This window comes from Lentzea miocenica (genome assembly GCF_033949945.1).
GTDB classification, from domain to species: Bacteria; Actinomycetota; Actinomycetes; order Mycobacteriales; family Pseudonocardiaceae; genus Lentzea; species Lentzea miocenica.
Genome location: NZ_JAXAVW010000017.1, coordinates 13,736 through 31,345 on the forward strand (window position 1 = coordinate 13,736; position 17,610 = coordinate 31,345).

Here is a 17,610-nt window from a genome sequence, read left to right on the forward strand (position 1 = left end):
TACTGCGAAGTAGCCACCGCGAGCGGAGGGACTTCCCCATGCACCGAGAGACGAAAGTGCTCGTCATCGGCACCGGCTTCTCCGGCCTCGGCATGGCCATCGAGCTGAAGCGCCGCGGCGAGCACGACTTCGTGGTGCTCGAGAAGGCCGCTGACCTCGGTGGCACCTGGCGCGACAACTCCTATCCCGGCTGCGCGTGTGACGTGCCGTCGCACATGTACTCGTTCTCGTTCGAGCTGAACCCCAAGTGGTCGCGGATGTTCGCGCAGCAGGGCGAGATCTGGGACTACCTGCGGCAGGTCGCCGACAAGTACGAGCTGCGGCCGCACATCCGCTTCAACACCAAGGTTTCCGGCGCGCGGTGGGACGACGAGGCCAAGCGCTGGAACATCACGACCGAGCAGGGCGACACCTACACGGCACAGGCGCTGGTCGCCGGCGTCGGCGCGCTGCACATCCCGAACGTCCCCGAGCTGCCCGGCATCGAGAACTTCGGCGGCAAGACGTTCCACTCGGCGCAGTGGGACCACGACTACGACCTCACCGGCAAGCGCGTCGCCGTGGTCGGCACGGGCGCGTCCGCGATCCAGTTCGTGCCGAAGATCGCGAAGCAGGTCGGCTCGATGAAGATCTTCCAGCGCACGCCGCCGTGGATCATGCCCAAGGCCGACCGCGAGATCACCGGCCGGGAGCAGAAGCTGTTCCGCGCCTTGCCTTTCACGCAGCGGCTCTACCGGAACTTCGTCTACTGGGTGCGCGAGTCGTCCGCGCTGGGTTTCGCGATCAACCCGAAGATCATGCGGTTCGCGCAGGGCATCGCGTTGAAGCACATGAAGAAGCAGGTGCCGGACCCGAAGCTGCGCAAGAAGCTGAAGCCCGACTACACCATGGGCTGCAAGCGCGTGCTGATCTCCAACGACTACTACCCCGCGCTGGCCAGTCCGAACGTGGACCTGGTGACGGACAAGATCTCCGAGGTGCGCGAGAAGTCCATCGTGGACGGTGCGGGCGTCGAGCACGAGGTCGACGTCATCATCTACGGCACCGGGTTCCACGTCGTCGATTCGTTCGACTACCTGGACATCCAGGGCAAGGGCGGCGTCGACCTCGCGAAGCAGTGGCGTCAGCAGGGCATCGAGACCTACTACGGCATCACGGTCTCGGGATTCCCCAACCTGTTCTTCCTGCTGGGCCCCAACACCGGGCTCGGCCACAACTCGGTCGTGTTCATGATCGAGTCGCAGATCCGGTACATCTCGCAGTGCCTCCAGCTCCTCGACAAACACCGCGCAGCGGAGCTGGACGTGCGGCCGGAGGCCCAGCAGGAGTTCAACGAGGAGATCCAGCACAAGCTCACCAAGGGCGTCTGGACCCAGGGTGGCTGCAAGAGCTGGTACCTCGACGCGCAGGGCGTGAACCGCACCGTGTGGCCGGGATTCACCTGGCGGTACTGGATGCGGACCAAGCGCGTGCGCGCCGAGGACTACGTGCTCACCACCGCGCCGCGCGCTACGGCTGAACGATGACCTTGAGGGCGGTCCGCTCGTCCATCGCCTGGTAACCCAGCGCGACGTCGTCGAGCGAGACCGTCCGGTCGAACACCGGTCCGGGGTCGATCCGCCCGGCGAGCACGTCGGCCAGCAGTTCCGGCAGGTACGCCCGCGCCGGAGCCACGCCGCCACCGATGGCGATGTTGCGCCCGAACAGCTTGCCGAGCGGCAACCCTGGCATCTCGTGCGGCACGCCGACGTACCCGATCCGGCCGCCGTCGCGCACGATGCCCATCGCGGTCTCCCACGACTGCTCGGTGCCGACGCACTCCAGCACGGCCGACGCGCCCAGCCCGCCGGTCATCTCCTTGATCCGCTCGACCGCGGCCTCACCGCGCTCGGAGACCTGGTCCGTGGCACCGAAGAGCTTCGCGATCTTGGCGCGGTCCTCGTGCCGTCCCATCGCGATGATCCGCTCGGCGCCGAGCCGCTTGGCCGCGAGCACGCCGCACAGCCCGACCGCGCCGTCACCGACGACCGCGACCGTCGCGCCGGGACCCACGCCCGCGCCCATCGCCGCGTGGTGACCGGTGCCCATGACGTCGGACAGGCTCAGGAACGCGGGCAGCAGCGCGGCCGGCGCGTCCGCGGGAACCCGGACCAGCGTGCCGTCGGCCTGCGGCACCCTGACCGCCTCGCCCTGGCCGCCGTCGCTGCCCTTGCTGCCCCAGAAGCCACCTGCCCGGCACGACGTCTGCAACCCCGCCTGGCAGTACGCGCAAGTGCCGTCGCTCCACACGAACGGCGCGATGACCCGGTCGCCGACGTTGACGGACTGGACCTCGCTGCCGACCTCCTCGACGATGCCGAGGAACTCGTGCCCGATCCGCTGCCCGCCCTCGCGCTTGGCCACGCCGCGGTACGCCCAGAGGTCGCTGCCGCAGATGCAGGCCAGCTCGACCCGGACGACGACGTCGGTGGCCTCCTCGACGGCCGCGTCCGGCACCTCCTCAACGCGGATGTCTCGGGTGCCGTAGATCGTCGTAGCCCGCACCGGGCGCCTCCTCGTGGTCGATGCTCAACCGTTACATCGTGCTCCTGTCCCGGTGTTCGCGCCGAATCGAGACGCTGTGGAATTGGTTACGCATGCTTAGTATCGAAAGGTGCTGATCAACACCCGTGGCGTCCGGTACGCGAAGGCCGCCCGTTTCGCCGAACCCGAACCGGTCTCCTGGGACGGCGTGGTCGGCTCCTCACAGCGCGGCCCCGCCTGCCCGCAACCGCCGTCGTCGCTGGTCGCGGTGGTCGGCAACTCGGTGGAGGGCCTGTCGTTCGACGAGCACTGCCAGGTGTTGAGCGTGACCGCCCCCGCCGATGCGTCCGGGCTGCCCGTGATGGTCTGGTTCCACGGCGGCGCGTACGTGACGGGCAGCGGTGAGTCGAAGAAGTACGACGCGACACTGCTGGCCACCGAGGGTGTCGTCGTGGTCAGCGTCAGCTACCGGCTCGGCATCTTCGGCTACCTGCGCGACGACCTGGGTCTGCTCGACCAGCTCGTCGCGCTGCGGTGGGTGCGCGACAACATCGCCGCGTTCGGTGGCGATCCGTCGAACGTGACCGCGTTCGGGCAGTCCGCGGGCGCGGACTCCGTGTACGCGCTGATGCTCACCGACACCGAAAACCTGTTCCACCGCGCGATCCTGCAGAGCGCCCCGCTCGGCGCACGCGGCCCCGAACGTGCGGAGATGACCGCCGCGCTGCGCGAGTTCGTGTCCGTGGACGCCTCCACACGGGTGGACGACGTGCTGGCCGTGCAGCAGGAGGTCCCGGCAATGGCGGCGCGTTTCGGCCTGGCCGGCGGCATGCCGTTCGGCCCGGTGATCGACGAGGTCGACCTCAGCGCCGCGGCGCCCAGGGTCGAGCTGCTGGTCGGGCACACGGCTGACGACGGCAGCCCGTACGTGGCGGACCACCCGGAAGCCTGGGCGACCGTGACCGAACTCGTGTTCGCCGAGCCCGCCCGCCGGTTCGCCGCGGACTGGACGGCGGCAGGCGGTCAGGCCGCCACCTACAACTTCAAGGGCAAGCCACCGGGCGCACCCCTGGGTGCGTGCCACTGCATGGAGCTGCCGTACCTGTTCGACCCGGACGCGTGGGCGAGCGCGGGCATGCTGGCGGGCCAGGAGCCCGATCCGGAGCTGGCGAAGGTCATGCGGCGCACGTGGACCGAGTTCGCGCGAAACGGGATCGACGCGCTGCCGTCGCGGGCGCTTGAATTCGGCGAGTGACTGACCGAGCACGGCGTGTCGCAACTGACGCGCCGCTCGTTGTCCCCCGCCACCAGCCGCCCAGACCTCCAAGATCTCAAGTTATCCACAGCCTGAAACGCCTTTGACCTGGGGCGATCCGATTCCGGCTAGGCTGTGGACAACCGCAGGAACGAAATCGGAGGCTGGAGCGATGCGCCAAGAGGAAGCGCGTGGGGGGCGGCAGGTACATCGCTCAGCCGCGGCTTCGAGGAGTCGTCCGTGGCCCGCCGGACCATCCCGGCCTCGTCGTGTCCGCCACCGCTCATGCCCGGCTCGATCCGCACCACGGACAGCGAAACGTGCCCCCGGCCCCTCGAAGCCGGCGGCCTGCTGGCCGTGATCTCCACGCACCACGTCGCGGGTGGCACCGAGCAGTTCTTCGTCGACGTGCAGGAGATCTACGAGCGCTGGGACCCCGCCACCCCACCGAACCTCAGGCTGTCGCGCGCGGACGGTATCCCGCGCGAGTTCGACGACAGCGAGCTCTTCGGTGAACCGGAGTTCCACCGGTACGAGTGGGAGCAGGCCTACGACACCGAGGCGTACGCGGACCTGCTCCTCACCTACTCGAACCACATCGCGCTACCTCACCGCGACGAGTTGATCGCGGACGTACGGCAGCTCGTCGACACGCGCTACGACGGCCGGGTCGTCAAGCGGTACCTGGCCCAGCTCGCCGTGGCCCGGGTCAGGGCCGCCTGGCCCGCCGCGCCATGACGACGCCGGCACCCACCAGCGCGAGGCCGCCCAGGCCCAGCGGCAGCACGTCGAAGCCGGTGAACGCCAGTTCGTCGACCTCAGCCGCCTCTCCGAAGGGCGCCGCCTGAGGTGCGGGAGGCGCTCCACCGCCGGGCGGGACCACCGGTGGGGTCGAGGTGGCCGGGGGCGTGGAGGTGGCCGGAGGCGTGGAGGTGGCCGGTGGCGTCGACGGCGGCTGTTCGGCGGGCGTGCAGCCCGTGTGGGCCGGGTTGCCGCGGCCGACACCGTGGTTGGTGTCGCACTCGTAGCCGGAGTTGGCGTCCGATCCGCCCGGCTGCTGGCCGTTCGGATTCTTGTTGTCGGCCTTGCCGACGCAGCCGGCGCACGGCTTGCCGGTCGCCTCGCCCGTGCCGTTCCCGTTCAGCGACGGCGAACCGTCACGGGTCGAGTCGTACGGGCCGTGCACGTTCGCGCCGTTGCCGCTGAAGTCCGCGTTCGACGGCGGCTGCGGCACCGAGGTGTCCTCGGTGGACTGTCCAGGCGGAACCTGCGGGTTGTTCGTGATCCCGTTCCCCTTGCCGGTGCCGGGGTCGGCGAGCGCCAGGCCAGGCGCCAACGCCAGCGCGGCGGCGGCCGCAAGGGCAGGGAGGAGCCGAGTTGCTTTCATGCCTGACATATAGGACGGTCTGTGACCCGCGTTACAGCAGATCACAGACCGTCCTCACCGGACTACGCGCAGGTGATGCGCGGCGAGCCCCAGTCGCCGTGGTCGGAGTTGATCCCGTCACCGGCGTCCGTGATCACCAGCGACAGGTTCTCGGCATCGGTCAGCGGCGCGGTGAGCTTCTTCGCCGCGTCCGTGCCCGTCAGCTTCCCCGAGTCCGCGATCTTCGTGCCGTCCGCGAGGATCTGGAAGATCACCGAGCCCTTGCCCGCGGCCACCTCGTCGTCGACACCGACGTCCACGGTGATCGAGGAGCACTTGCGGCCCAGGTAGAACTCGATCGTCGAGGCCGCGTGCGCACCGAACCCCTTGGGGTGCGTGGCGCCGTTGATCGTCAACGTCCTGCCGTCACCGGCCGCCTGGTTGCCGACGGACTTGTCGATCTCCACCGGGCCCCAGCCGTTCGTGGACGACGACGCCTCGAACGCGGACAGGTCGGTGGTGCCGGCCGGCGGGGTCGGGCGCGGGCCGCCGTCGGACTTCGACACGCGGTAGACCACGGTGGCGAGCGACGGCACCGAGGCCGAGATCGCGCCGGTCGTCGTCCGCGTGGACTTGGTCCAGAGGTCCTTCAACGTCGCCGGGCCGGAGAAGCCGATCTCGGACAGGGAGGTCGAGATCGTCTGCGTGGAACCGGACTTGTTGAACAGCGCCACGGCCTTGTCGCCGTTGGCCAGCGGCTTCACGATCACGTCGACGCCGGTCTTGCCGGTGGTCCTGATCCGTTTGCCCTGCTTGCCGAGCTTGTCCTGGTCGACCGCGATGAGGTCCTTGTTCTCCAGGATGGTGAACGTGTCGGCGTTGACCTTGCGCAGGTCCGAGCCGATCAGCAGCGGTGCGGCCATGATCGCCCACAGCGAGAAGTGGCTGCGGTACTGCGTCGCGGACATCTTGCCGTTGCCGACCTCAAGCATGTCGGGGTCGTTCCAGCGCCCAGGACCGGCGTAGGCGTCCAGCACGACGTTCTTCTCGTAGATGTCCATCGTGCGTGGCCAGGTGTCGTTGATGTCGCCGGTCGTGCGCCACAGGTGGCCCGTGTCGGAGGCCCACTCCCACGGCTTGTTCTGGCCCCACTCGCACAACGAGAAGACGATCGGGCGTCCGGTCTTCTTCAACGCGTCACGCATCTTGCGGTAGCGCTGCTTGGCGTCGACGCCCTGGTTGTTGCAGTTGTCGTACTTCAGGTAGTCGACGCCCCAGGACGCGAACTGCTGAGCGTCCGACTCCTCGTGGTTCAGGCCGCCGGGGAAGCCGTTGTCCTTGTTGCACGTCTTGGTGCCGGCCGAGGTGTAGATGCCGAACTTCAGGCCCTTGGAGTGCACGTAGTCGGCGACGGCCTTGATGCCGTTGGGGAAGCGGGTCTTGTTCGGCACCAGCTTGCCCTGGGCGTCTCTGGTCTTCTCGGCCCAGCAGTCGTCGATGTTGACGTACTCGTAGCCGGCGTCCTTCAGGCCCTTGTTCACGAAGATGTCGGCGATGCCCTTGACCATCGCCTCGTTGAAGTCGGCCCGGCAGTGGGTGGCGTTCCAGTTGTTGAAGCCCATCGGCGGGGTCAGGGCGAGACCGTCGGGCAACGCCTGTGCGACAGGAGCGACCAGGACCGCGCCGACCATTGTGGACAGCACCGCCAGGGTGAGTGTGCGCATGGGGCTTTCCTTTCCGAACATCACGCGGGGAGACCCCATGGCTTGCCAGGGGTCGTGATGGCGACCGGCTTCACGGTCAGGTCGGGGCGGCGGCCCCTGGGGTGCACCAGGACTTCCTGCCCGCGGCGCAACGGGATCTCCAGCGTCCCGTCACCGCGGTCGTGATAGCGGACCGGACTCACGACGGACACCGGGCCCGTGATTCCGTGCCGCAGCACCAACGGCTCACCCGCGCGGCTGCGGACGAGCACGAACTGGGTCTTGCCACCGGAGCGCTTCGCGGTGACGTCGAAACCACCCTCACAGGAGTGGTCGGCGATCATGACGTCCGGCCAGGCGGACGGCACGGCCGGGAACACCCGGACGACGCCGCCCCAGCTCTGGCAGACGAAGTCGTGGATCGTCTGCGCGCCGGACAGCGGGGTCTCGACGACCGGGCCTGCCTCGGTGTACATGGTGTTCTCGAGCACCGGGTAGCGCTTGGTGGTGTCGAACATCTTCACGAAGTACGCGTAGGCCTCGTCGCCGCGGAACATGCGCGCCGCGATCGAGCCGGAGCCGGAGTAGCTGTAACCGCGGTGCGCGGGCTCCAGCGACATCCAGTGGTGCAACGACTTCTCGATCAACGCGCGGTTCTCCGGCTGATCCCAGTTCACCGTCATCAGCGGGAACGTCGCCAGCAGGTGTGAGAAGTGCCGGTGCGACACCACGAACGGCACCCCAGCGCCGATCATGAACCCGTTCCCGTCGACCGGGTACGGCACGAGGTCCCGCAGCACCTCGGCCCACTTCGGCTCCAGCGGATCCTTGATCTTCAGCAGCTTCGCGGAGTCGATCAACGTCTGGCAGCCCCACCGGATCAGCTGCAGGTCGTAGTTGCAGTCCGGGGCGTCGCCGTACTCCGGCGAGGTGGTGACGTCGAGGTGCAGCTTGCCGTCGCTGCCCTTCTTGAGGAAGTGCAGGTAGTAGTTGATCGACCGGCGCAACAGCGGGAACACGACGTCGGACAGGATCCGGACGTCCATGCTGTGGCGGTAGGACAGCCAGACGTTGTGCAGGCCCCACGTGAGGTTGCCGAGCTCCTTCACGCCGGTGCCGCCCGTGCCCGGTTCGTACAGGGTGCCCGCGTTGGACGTCGTCCGGTCGGTGCTGCGGCCGACACCCGCCGAGTCGTGCCGGTACTGCTCCTTGACGTTGCGGACGAGCTGGTCCTGGTTGTCCTTCAGGGTCGACGTGATCGAGTCCAGCTCCAGGTGGTTCGAGCCGTGGATCAGCCAGTACTCCAGCTGCACGTTGAGGTTCCACCAGGCCGCGGCCCACGGCGTCTTCTCCAGCCACGGACCCGTCGTCGCCATCACCGGGCTGCCCGCGCGGGAGCCGGACGCGACCTTGTAGAGCTGGATCCAGTAGAACGCCTGCAGCCGCTGCTCCCCGAACGACAGGAAGCTCTTCCGGTAGAAGGCGTTCCACCACCTCCGGTGCGACCTGGTCAGCAGCCCGCCGAGCGCCGCGGCCTCGCGCACCGACTTCAGCACGATCTTGTCCGCCGCGACCTCGGGATAGGTGTGCGCGACCGACAGCAGCACGCGTTGCGCATGGCCGTTCGTGATGATCCGGAAAGCGGTTGCCGTCTGGCCGCCCGCGTTCAGCGCCTGCGTCACCAGCGTCTCGCGGCCGTCGGCTTTCGTCACGGGATCGGGGTTGAGGACGTAGCCCTCGGGAAGCGGGTTGAAGTCCGCGCGCGGCGGGATCGCCTTGGACGGCACGAACTCGAGCACCGGCTTCTCGGTGCCGGTCGCGGTGACGTTCAGCGACAGCACCGAGCGTTCGGCGTGGATGTACGCGACGAACGAGATCACGCCCAGCGACGTGGTCACGGTTCCACGCAGTTCGGCGTTCCACAGGTCGAGGCGCCAGTCGACGGCCGTGACGGTGCCCGCCGCGGTCATCTTCAGGTTTCCGACAGGAAGTCTGCACACGCCGAACTGGCTGCCGCCGGACGTGCGGTGGTCCTGCACATCGGCGTGCTGCACGGTGAACCGCACGGTGTTGGCCTCGGCGTACACGACGCTGCCGAGCCGGCCGTCACCGAGGAACGGCGCCTGCCCGTACTGGGTCGGAGGTTTCTGCCACACGAGATCCTGCGCCCCGACGAACTTTTCCCACTCGCGTTCCGACATGCCTTCACAGCCGAAGACATCCGATGGCCCGGTCGCTTTCCCGGTCGCTACACCCGTCTGGGCGAGTACCACCGCCGCCGTGGTGCCACCAATGAAACCCCTCCTACCAAAGACCATTACCCGCTCCTCGCCCGCGCATGACGAACCCTCACGTTCAGCTGCGCGGCGGGGCAGCTTGGTCCAGACAAGTCCGAAAGGTAGGAGTTCTGGACCACATCGCGCAAGAGCCAACCAACCGCAACACGAAGCAACAACCGGGTGCTGCTCACCCTGCGAGATGGGTAAGACGCCTAGGATGTCCCGCCAAAGGGGCGGGGAGACACGCATGCGCCGTGCCCTTGTACGAGGAGGTGGCATGGCCGTGTCGACAACGGCGTTCAACGAGGGCAGGGTCCCCCAGCGGGGCCGTCCTCGCGACGCCAGCAGGGACGACGCATTACGTCAGGCAGCGCTCGAGGTGATGGCCGAGGTCGGGTACCGGGCCCTCACCATGGACGCCGTGGCAGCTCGCGCGAGAGCGGGCAAGGCCACGATCTACCGGCGCTGGGAGTCGAAGCTCGATCTCGTGATCGACACGTGCACCCAGCTCGCCACGCAGAACCTCGCGGCACCGGACACCGGCTCACTGGCCGGCGACCTGCGCGAGTTCCTCTCGTCGTTCGCCGCGTTCCTGTCCGGACCGATCGGCAAGGCAGCCCAGGCGCTCGTCGGCGAGTTGCCGCACGAGCCGGAGCTGGCGGCGGCGTTCCGGGAGACGTTCCTGATCTCGCAGCGCGACGTGCTGCGCGGGATCCTGGACCGCGCAGCCGAACGGGGCGAGCTCAAGGCAGACGCCCCGCGCGGCATGGCGGTCGAGATCGCGGGGGCCGCGCTCATCTACCGGCTGATGCTGACCGGAGACCCGCTCGACGAGCCGTTCGTGGAGAAGGTCGTCGAGCAGGTGCTCCTGCCGTTGGTGCGGGTGTCCTAGCGGAACAACTTGCGGACCAGCGCGAAGCCGACCACCGCGCCCACCGCGATCAGCGTGTACTTCACCTTGGGCTGGCTCAGCACGTCGAGCACGGACGACTTGCCCTGCTCGACGAGCTTCTGCGGGTTGGCGCGCTCGCTGAGCTCGTCCAAGGTGGCGGCCAGCGCGGTACGAGCCTGTTCGATCTCGCGCTGGATGGTGTCGGGATCGCGAGCCACATGTCCTCCTAGCAGCGGTTCTGCCCGCAACCGTAGTGGACGGTCAGGGCCGCGGCTTCGAGCGACCCACGTGCGACCCGAGAGAGCGAGTCCATGGCAGGCCTATAGGCTTCCACGTGAGGGGTCGTAGCCCAATTGGCAGAGGCACTGGGTTTAGGTCCCAGCCAGTGGGGGTTCGAGTCCCCCCGACCTCATTGATCAGCTGTTTTGGTGGTCTCGCCGCGGGGGCCGACCCGCGGCGGAACCGCCTCCAGGTTAGCCGCCGGAACACCAGGTTGATCACCGGCGAACGCCCTTTCGCGGCCGTACAGCCGGACCGATTCGAGCTGCTCGAACCGGCCCGCTCCGGAGAACGTGAGCAGCGACTTCGCCACCAGTGCGGACAGCAACGCGAGCACCCGGTCCGCCGGCAGGTCGCACGCGGCCAGCGCGACGTCGAGGCCGAAGTCGCCGGGCAGCGGCGCGAGGCACCTGAGCACGTGCTGCTCGTCGGCGCTGAGGCGGTCGTAGCTCCACGCGATCGCGGCCCGCAGGCTCTGGTGCCGTTCGGCGGCGGTGCGGTTGCCTCGGTTGAGCAGCTCCAGCCGGTCGTCCAGGCGCGCCAGCAGCTCGGGGACGGGCAGCACGGTCACCAGCCGGGCGGCGAGCTCGATGGCCAGCGGTAGCCGGTCCAGGCGCGCGCACAACGCGGCGAGCACCTCCGAGTTGTCGATCCGCAGGCCCAGCTGGTTCGCGCGGGCGCGGTCGGCGAACAGCTCCACCGCGCGCCGCAACGGCAGCGGCCGCACCGCGAACAGCACCTCGCCCGGCACCCGGAGCGGTTCGCGGCTCGTGGCGATCACCCGCACTCCCGGGCAGCCGAGCAGCAACGGCTCCAGCAGCGCCGCACACTCCGCCACGGCGTGCTCGCAGTTGTCCAGCACCAGCACCGCGGTCTGATCGGCCAGTGCGCACACCAGGGCGCTGAGCGCGGGTTCGCCGACGCCGAGGGCCGTCGCGCACGCCCGGACGACGTTCGACTCCGAGGCGAGCTCGACCCACACCACGCCCTGGCCGGCGGTGAACTCCTTGGCCAACCTGGTCTTCCCGACGCCGGCGGGGCCGATGAGCGTGAGCACGCGGTTGTCGCGGAGTGTGGTGAGACAGCTCAGTTCGTCGTCACGGCCGATGAAACTGTCCAGTGCCGTAACCGGCTCGTTCACCCGTTGCCGGTACGCCCGCTGACGGCAGGCGTTCGAGCAGTACCGCGCGTGTTTGCGCCGGGAGGTGGCGGTCGCGGCGCCGCAGTTCGCACACGTCCCCACCGGTTCGGCCATCGAAAGCATCGTAGTCAGCGGCCACCGACCGGAAAAGCCTTTCCGGCCGCGTTGTAGACCAATGGCGCCGCACCGCGTATACATCGGATCTGTCGCCGCCGCGACCGACGTCTTGGAGGACTGGACATGCGGTTGTCTACCGTGCGCTGGCGCGCGGCGGGAGCACTCGCCATCGCCCTGACAGCGGGCGTCACAACCCCAGTAGCGACAGCACAAACCGGCGCTTGGCCGAAGGCTGTCGTGCAGTTGTCGAACGGGGTGCCGACGCTGTCGGTGACCCGTGGCGGCACCACCGTGCTGGAGCCGAGCCCGTTGGGCGTGGTCACCGAAAGAGCGGATCTTTCCACCGGTCTGCGATTGATCGGACGGACCGAACGACGCGTGGTCGAGCACTACACCGCGTCGTCGGGCAAGCAGCGGCAGCGCACCGTGACGCACAAGGAGGAGCGCTACTCGTTCGCCGGTGCCGCCCGCCTCGATGTCGTCGTGCGGACCGCGCGCGACGGCGTCGCCTACCGGTACGAACTGCCCGCGGGTTTGGGCAACGTGCTGCGCGAGACCTCGGCGTTCGTGGTCCCTTCCGCGGCGACCGCGTGGATCGCCAAGTACCGGCGTGACTACGAGAACCCGTTCGTGGAAACGAATGCCACCTCTGCCGAGACTGCGGAGTACCTGAATCCGGCGTTGTTCGAGACGAACGGTGTGTACTCGCTGATCACCGAGTCCGCTGTGGACGGACGCCACTCGGGTGCGCGGCTCGTGCACACCGCGGGTTCGTCGTCGTATGCGATCAAGTACTGGGACGAGCAGGTGCTCGTGGACGGCCCGTGGCAGTCACCGTGGCGCACGGCCGTTGTCGGCTCCCTGGCAGACGTGTCGTCTTCGACGTTGGTGGACGACCTGGCACCGAGGTCCAAGGTGCGCGACACGTCGTGGATCGAGCCGGGCAAGGTGTTCTGGAGCTGGCTCGCCGGTGGCCGTGAGGCGGGCCAGAGCCTCGCGATGCAGAAGAAGTACGTGGACTACGCGGCCGCGCACGGCTGGCCTTACGCGCTGGTCGACGCCGGTTGGTACTTCGACCCGAACTGGGACTACGACCCGACGTGGGAGCAGACCTCGTGGATCCCGTCGCTGGTCTCCTACGCCCGCGCGCGTGGCGTGAAGATCCACCTCTGGATCCACTACGACGAGCTCGACACGCCCGCGGAGAGCGCTGCCAGGCTGGCGTTGTTCGAGAAGTGGGGCATCGCGGGCGTGAAGATCGACTTCATGGACTCCGACGGCCAGGACCGCTACCGCTGGTACGACCGGATTCTCGCGGAGACCGCCCGGCATCGTCTGCTGGTCAACTTCCACGGCTCGACGATCCCGCACGGCATTCACCGCACATGGCCGCACGTCATGACGATGGAAGCCGTGCACGGCGGTGAGAAGTCCTCGGGCCTCACCGGAACACACCTGACCGCCTTGCCGTTCACACGCGGTGTCGTCGGCGGCATGGACTACACGCCGTTGGCCTGGCACCGCCCGTCACGCACCACCTCCGACGCGCACGAGCTCGCGCTGACGGTGATCTACGAGTCGGGTCTCGCGAACCTCGCCGGGCGCCCCGAGGACTACGCGGCGCGGCCGGTCGCGGAACGCTTCATCGACCAGGTTCCTACTGCCTGGGACGAGACCAGGTTGCTGTCCGGCCGCCCCGCGGACCACTCGGTGTTCGCGCGGCGGTCCGGGGATCGGTGGTTCATCGGTGGCGGGTACTCGGGCGCCGCGCGGACCGTCTCGGTGCCATTCACGCTGCCGTCCGGGCGGTGGCTGGTGGAGATCACGCGTGACGGCCCCTCTGGTCTCGTGCGCGAGTCACGGACCGTGCGTTCAGGCGATGTGTTGACTTTGGACGTGGCAGCCAACGGCGGTTTCGCCGCTATCGCGTGCCGTGCGGGATCACGCACGTGTGAGCGTCCGGTGTCTGCTGTGCCTTCGACCTCGGTGTCGGCTTCTGCGCGTGGGTTCTCCGTGACCGGACTCTTCACCACGGGCACCGACGTGCGTGGCGTGACGCTGGCACCACGCGTGCCCGCCGGTTGGTCGGTGCAGGGTTCTCCTGTCTCCGCACGGGTTGTGCGTCCGGGTCAGGCGTTGTCCGGCACTTGGACCGTCGTGCCACCCGCTCAGCTCTCGTCGTTCGGCTACTTCGACATCCCCGTCGTCGCATCGTTCAACGGCGGTGTGGAGTCCGAGAAGACCGCACGGGTACACCTCGTACGGCCGTTGTCGGACTCCTGGTCGTACTTGAGTGACCGACCGTGGGTCTCCGCGGTCGGTGGCGACGGACCGGTGGAGAAGGACCTCGCGAACGGTGGTGCTGCCGCGGGTGACGGCCGTGGCATCGCCATCCGCCGCGTGACCTACGGCAAGGGCCTCGGCACACACGCGTCGTCCGAGATCACCTATGCGCTGAGCTCTCGTTGCACCGGCTTCGCCGCTTCGGTCGGCGTCGACGACGAGGCCGGCCTGGACGTCGCGAGGCAACGCGTCGGCGGCACGGTGTCGTTCCAGGTGCTCGGCGACGGCGTGGTCCTGGCCGACACGGGCGCGCTGGGCGTCCGCACCCCGGCCCGCGACCTGGCCGTGGACGTGACCGGCGTGAGCACTCTCACCCTGCGCGTCCTCGACGGCGGCGACGGCACCCAGAACGACCATGCTTCCTGGGCCGACGCAAGGATTCGCTGCGCCTAGTGGTTTCTCCCTGAGGTTGGGGTGGGGTTTTCCCCACCCCAACCTTGCGGTTCACCCCAATGTCCTCTCCGCGCCCGATCCGTAACTTGGACCCCATGAACTTGGTCGACTGGGTCACCGACCTGATGCAAACGGCCGGCGCACCCGGAGCGGCTCTGGCCATCGCGCTGGAAAACCTGTTCCCGCCCCTGCCGAGCGAGGTCTTCCTGCCCCTGGCCGGCTTCACCGCGGCCCAGGGCAAGATGTCGCTGCTCGCCGCCATCGTCTGGACCACCGTCGGCTCCGTGGCAGGCGCCCTGGTCCTGTACTGGCTGGGCTCCCTGCTGGGCCGCGACCGAGTCCGCCGCATCGCCTCCCGCATGCCCCTCGTCCGAGTGTCCGATGTGGACAGAACCGAGGCCTGGTTCCTGCGCAACGGTTACCGCGCCGTCTTCTTCGGCCGCATGATCCCGGTCTTCCGCAGCCTGATCTCGATCCCGGCCGGCGTCGAACGCATGCGGATGGCCCCGTTCCTCGCCTACACGGCCGCCGGCAGCCTGCTGTGGAACACCGCCCTGATCCTCGCGGGCTACTTGCTGGGCGACAACTGGCACCTGGTCGAGCAATACGTGGGCCTGGTCTCGAAGGCCGTGCTGGCGCTGGCAGTGATCGTGGCCGCCGTCTTCGTGGTCACCCGCCTCGCCAAGCGAAAGCCGGCCGCTACCAAGCGTCCTTGAGCAGCGGCGGCCCTTCCTCGTCCTCGTCCTCGACAGGCCTGGGCGCCACCCGTGGAGGAGGAGCCAGTGCGGCCTCGATCGCCTCGACGTCAAGGGAGGCAACGCCAGCCAGGTGCTGGTCCAGAAAGGCATGGGCCTGCTCCAACGACCACTCCTCGGCAGCCTCCGGGGAATCGCGGAACCGTGCAGCCTCAGCCTGAAGCTCGTCGATCCAACCCTCGACCACCCACCCGGTGGTCAGCAGATCGCGCGGCTCTGCCCGCCCCGCTACCACCTCCTTGGCGAAGTCCGCGAGCACTCCGTCCCCCGACGCGGCCAGGATGCGGAACTCGGCCATGCGGGCCCGGCGGCCGACGGGAGTGTCGAACGGATTGGTCACAGCTCACACCCCCGGATGGTCGTAGGGAGCACAAGGCCAGCTGGCCGCCACGACCTCACCCTGCCCCTTGGCCGCCGCGACGATCCCGGAGAACTCGTGCGCGGTGGCGAAGATCAGGTCGGTGAGCGCCGTCGCCTCCCCCGCCCAGGCCTTCATGGCCTTCAGCAGGTCCTTGAAGTCACCGGACCCCGTCGCGAAGTCGAGCACCTTGCCGAAGGCCTCACTCATGGCGTGGAACTTCTTCAGCGAGATCAGCTCGCCGACCAGATCCACCAGGGTGCCGAGCGCGGTCTCCAGCGACTTGGCGCGGTGGTAGACGGCCTCGGCGAGGTTGCGGATCTTCTCGGCGGACTCGCGGCAGTACGTGGCGTGTTCGCGGCAGGCTCGCGCGTACTCGTCGAGCCAGTTCTCGGCGGCCGCGGCGGCGTTGCCGTCCCAGGCCGGCTGGATGTTGAAGCGGCCGCGGTCGATGTTCGTGGCGATGTGGTCGAAGGCCTTGCCGGTGTCGGCGATGATGAGGCCCTCGCGGTGGATCGCGTTCCAGTCGCCGGACACGAGCAGCGCGGCGCGTTCGAACGGGTTCCAGCGCGTGACGAGCTCGACGAGTTTGCCGATCTTCGCGCCGGTGGAGACCAGGTCGCCGAGGGCGTCGAGGCGGTCCTCCAGGTCCACCGGCCAGCCGAGGTCCTGTTCGAGGTCGGCGGAGGTCGGCGGTCGGTAACCGCTCACGTCGTGGACGTCGCCGAAGCCGCTCTGGGTCACCTCGCACGGCAACGACGACCGCTCGCGATCAACAGACGTGACGGGCCGATAGGTGCCGTCCAGGCGTGCTTCGACTGCGTTGTCGGTCTTCACGTAGAACGCGGCGGTGTCGCGCAGCTGGAGAGCCGAGTTCCCGGCCAGGCTCAGGCCCTGCCGGGTGTTCGAGTGCGCGTAGTAGCGCAGGTACACGAGCTGGTTGCTGATCAGCTCGAAGAAGCCGTCGCCCTGGTCGGAGACCGCGTTGTGCTCCAGAGCTGCCAGGTAGCCGGCGATGCCCTGGCTCTGCCGCCGCACGAGCTGCCCCAGCCCGGCGACGGCCGCGGGGTCGACCTTGAAAGAGCCCACCGGCCGGTCATGGCACGTCCGGGCGGGCCAGATCAGGAAGGGGAAACCCCTTGGGCGAGGTAGCCCACCAGCTCGCGGACGGCGCTGCGGCCGGCCCGGTTCGCACCGATCGTGCTGGCGGACGGGCCGTAGCCGACGAGGTGGATGCGCGGATCGGCGACCACGCGCGTGCCGTCGACCTGGATGCCGCCGCCGGGTGCACGCAGGTGCAGCGGCGCGAGGTGGTCCAGGTCGTGCCGGAAACCGGTGGCCCACAGGATGACGTCGGCGTCGAAGTGCTCGCCGGACGCCCAATCGACGCCGGTGGGCGTGATGCGCTCGAACATCGGCTTGCGGTCCAGCGCGCCGGACGCGATCGCGGCGCGCGTCTGGTCGTTCAGCGGCAGCCCGGTCACGCTCACGACGCTGTGCGGGAGCAGGCCGGCGCGGACGCGTTCCTCGACCAGGCCGACGACCCGGCGGCCGTAGTCCTCGTTGAACGGGCCTTCGCGCCACACCGGTTCGCGGCGCGTCACCCATCGCGTCTCCGCGGCGACCGGCGCGATCTCCATCAGCAGCTGCGTCGCGGACGCACCGCCGCCGACCACGACGACCCGCTTGCCCGCGAACGACGCGGGGCCCTGGTAGTCGGCGGTGTGCACCTGGCGGCCGTGGAACGTCTCCTGGCCGGGGTAGTGCGGCCAGAACGGGCGGCGCCACGTCCCGGTCGCGTTGATCAGGCCGCGCGTGGTCCAGACGCCGTCGGACGTCTCGACCTTCAGCAGCGCGCCGTCGTCCACCACCTGCGTGACGTTCACCGGTCGCACCACCGGCAGGTCGAACAGCTGCTCGTAGCGGGCGAAGTAGGACGGGATCGCCTCGTTGGCGCGCTCGTCGGGCGAGGGCTGCTCGAACGGCATGCCCGGCAGCTCGTGGATGCCGTGCACGGTCCGCATCCGCAACGAGGGCCAGCGGTGCAGCCAGGCGCCACCGGGCGAGGGGTTCGCGTCCAGCACCACGTGGTCGACATCGCGCCGACGCAGGAAGTACGACGCCGACAGGCCCGCCTGCCCCGCGCCGATCACCACGACATCCGTCACGCCCGGTTCAACGACGAGCCCGCGGCGGCCCTTCTCAG

Annotated in this window: 15 protein-coding genes and 1 tRNA gene; 7 read left to right on the forward strand and 9 right to left on the reverse strand. The window is 68.8% G+C overall.

The window, feature by feature from the left end; genetic code table 11:
• Positions 1–38: 38 nt before the first annotated feature.
• Positions 39–1,526, forward strand: a complete 1,488-nt coding sequence (locus tag SK803_RS21210) for a flavin-containing monooxygenase (protein WP_319967781.1) — start codon at positions 39–41, stop codon at positions 1,524–1,526.
• Here SK803_RS21210 and SK803_RS21215 read toward each other — a convergent pair.
• A complete protein-coding gene (locus SK803_RS21215) occupies positions 1,510–2,544 on the reverse strand; it encodes a zinc-dependent alcohol dehydrogenase family protein (RefSeq protein WP_319967782.1) in 1,035 nt (344 codons plus the stop codon). The genes SK803_RS21210 and SK803_RS21215 overlap by 17 nt on opposite strands.
• 109 nt (positions 2,545–2,653) lie before the next feature.
• Here SK803_RS21215 and SK803_RS21220 point away from each other — a divergent pair, with 109 nt between their 5' ends.
• Entirely contained in the window at positions 2,654–3,778 is a 1,125-nt protein-coding gene (locus tag SK803_RS21220) for a carboxylesterase family protein (protein ID WP_319967783.1), read from the forward strand.
• 240 nt (positions 3,779–4,018) lie between these two features.
• Positions 4,019–4,516 carry a hypothetical protein gene (locus tag SK803_RS21225; protein WP_319967784.1) on the forward strand — a complete coding sequence of 166 codons (498 nt, stop codon included), beginning with the start codon at positions 4,019–4,021 and terminating at the stop codon, positions 4,514–4,516.
• Here the strand turns inward: SK803_RS21225 and SK803_RS21230 are convergent.
• The 3 genes from SK803_RS21230 to SK803_RS21240 form a co-directional block, all read right to left on the reverse strand.
• Positions 4,488–5,165, reverse strand: a complete 678-nt coding sequence (locus tag SK803_RS21230) for a hypothetical protein (RefSeq protein WP_319967785.1) — start codon at positions 5,163–5,165, stop codon at positions 4,488–4,490. The two genes, SK803_RS21225 and SK803_RS21230, sit on opposite strands and share 29 nt — an antisense overlap.
• Before the next feature lie 62 nt (positions 5,166–5,227).
• Positions 5,228–6,868, reverse strand: coding sequence for an NPCBM/NEW2 domain-containing protein (locus SK803_RS21235; RefSeq protein WP_319967786.1), 1,641 nt, complete (start codon positions 6,866–6,868; stop codon positions 5,228–5,230).
• Positions 6,869–6,888: 20 nt separating this feature from the next.
• Complete coding sequence (locus SK803_RS21240) at positions 6,889–9,048, reverse strand: glycosyl hydrolase family 95 catalytic domain-containing protein (protein ID WP_319967787.1); 2,160 nt, start codon at positions 9,046–9,048, stop codon at positions 6,889–6,891.
• A gap of 355 nt (positions 9,049–9,403) precedes the next feature.
• Here SK803_RS21240 and SK803_RS21245 point away from each other — a divergent pair, with 355 nt between their 5' ends.
• Positions 9,404–10,018, forward strand: coding sequence for a TetR/AcrR family transcriptional regulator (locus SK803_RS21245; protein ID WP_319967788.1), 615 nt, complete (start codon positions 9,404–9,406; stop codon positions 10,016–10,018).
• Here SK803_RS21245 and SK803_RS21250 read toward each other — a convergent pair.
• Positions 10,015–10,236 carry a DUF3618 domain-containing protein gene (locus tag SK803_RS21250; protein WP_030469566.1) on the reverse strand — a complete coding sequence of 74 codons (222 nt, stop codon included), beginning with the start codon at positions 10,234–10,236 and terminating at the stop codon, positions 10,015–10,017. The two genes, SK803_RS21245 and SK803_RS21250, sit on opposite strands and share 4 nt — an antisense overlap.
• Before the next feature lie 120 nt (positions 10,237–10,356).
• Between SK803_RS21250 and SK803_RS21255 the strand changes: the two genes are divergently transcribed.
• A tRNA-Leu gene (locus tag SK803_RS21255) sits at positions 10,357–10,430 on the forward strand.
• On the opposite strand, the gene SK803_RS21260 is transcribed toward SK803_RS21255, so the two are convergent.
• Positions 10,428–11,552: an ATP-binding protein gene (locus SK803_RS21260; RefSeq protein ID WP_319967789.1), complete on the reverse strand. Its 1,125-nt coding sequence runs from the start codon at positions 11,550–11,552 to the stop codon at positions 10,428–10,430. The genes SK803_RS21255 and SK803_RS21260 overlap by 3 nt on opposite strands.
• Positions 11,553–11,678: 126 nt before the next feature.
• Here SK803_RS21260 and SK803_RS21265 point away from each other — a divergent pair, with 126 nt between their 5' ends.
• Both SK803_RS21265 and SK803_RS21270 read left to right on the forward strand, forming a co-directional pair.
• Positions 11,679–14,291 (forward strand): glycoside hydrolase family 97 catalytic domain-containing protein, encoded by a 2,613-nt coding sequence (locus SK803_RS21265; protein ID WP_319967790.1) that lies wholly within the window; start codon positions 11,679–11,681, stop codon positions 14,289–14,291.
• A gap of 95 nt (positions 14,292–14,386) precedes the next feature.
• Entirely contained in the window at positions 14,387–15,007 is a 621-nt protein-coding gene (locus SK803_RS21270; protein WP_319967791.1) for a DedA family protein, read from the forward strand.
• Here the strand turns inward: SK803_RS21270 and SK803_RS21275 are convergent.
• Genes SK803_RS21275 through SK803_RS21285 form a run of 3 tightly spaced genes read right to left on the reverse strand, consistent with a single transcriptional unit; the run spans position 14,991 to position 17,572 of the window.
• A complete protein-coding gene (locus SK803_RS21275) occupies positions 14,991–15,386 on the reverse strand; it encodes a hypothetical protein (RefSeq protein WP_319967792.1) in 396 nt (131 codons plus the stop codon). The genes SK803_RS21270 and SK803_RS21275 overlap by 17 nt on opposite strands.
• 3 nt (positions 15,387–15,389) lie before the next feature.
• The gene (locus SK803_RS21280; protein WP_319967793.1) at positions 15,390–16,493 is read right to left on the reverse strand and encodes a hypothetical protein; all 1,104 of its coding nucleotides are present in this window, start codon (positions 16,491–16,493) and stop codon (positions 15,390–15,392) included.
• A gap of 32 nt (positions 16,494–16,525) precedes the next feature.
• Positions 16,526–17,572, reverse strand: a complete 1,047-nt coding sequence (locus SK803_RS21285; RefSeq protein ID WP_319967794.1) for an NAD(P)-binding domain-containing protein — start codon at positions 17,570–17,572, stop codon at positions 16,526–16,528.
• Positions 17,573–17,610: the final 38 nt, after the last annotated feature.

Coding starts and splice junctions, on each gene's coding strand:
- SK803_RS21210 (WP_319967781.1), top strand. CDS start 39: ATGCACCGAGAGACGAAAGTGCTCGTCATCGGCACCGGCTTCTCCGGC.
- SK803_RS21230 (WP_319967785.1), bottom strand. CDS start 5,165: ATGAAAGCAACTCGGCTCCTCCCTGCCCTTGCGGCCGCCGCCGCGCTG.
- SK803_RS21235 (WP_319967786.1), bottom strand. CDS start 6,868: ATGCGCACACTCACCCTGGCGGTGCTGTCCACAATGGTCGGCGCGGTC.
- SK803_RS21240 (WP_319967787.1), bottom strand. CDS start 9,048: ATGTCGGAACGCGAGTGGGAAAAGTTCGTCGGGGCGCAGGATCTCGTG.
- SK803_RS21245 (WP_319967788.1), top strand. CDS start 9,404: ATGGCCGTGTCGACAACGGCGTTCAACGAGGGCAGGGTCCCCCAGCGG.
- SK803_RS21260 (WP_319967789.1), bottom strand. CDS start 11,552: ATGGCCGAACCGGTGGGGACGTGTGCGAACTGCGGCGCCGCGACCGCC.
- SK803_RS21265 (WP_319967790.1), top strand. CDS start 11,679: ATGCGGTTGTCTACCGTGCGCTGGCGCGCGGCGGGAGCACTCGCCATC.
- SK803_RS21270 (WP_319967791.1), top strand. CDS start 14,387: ATGAACTTGGTCGACTGGGTCACCGACCTGATGCAAACGGCCGGCGCA.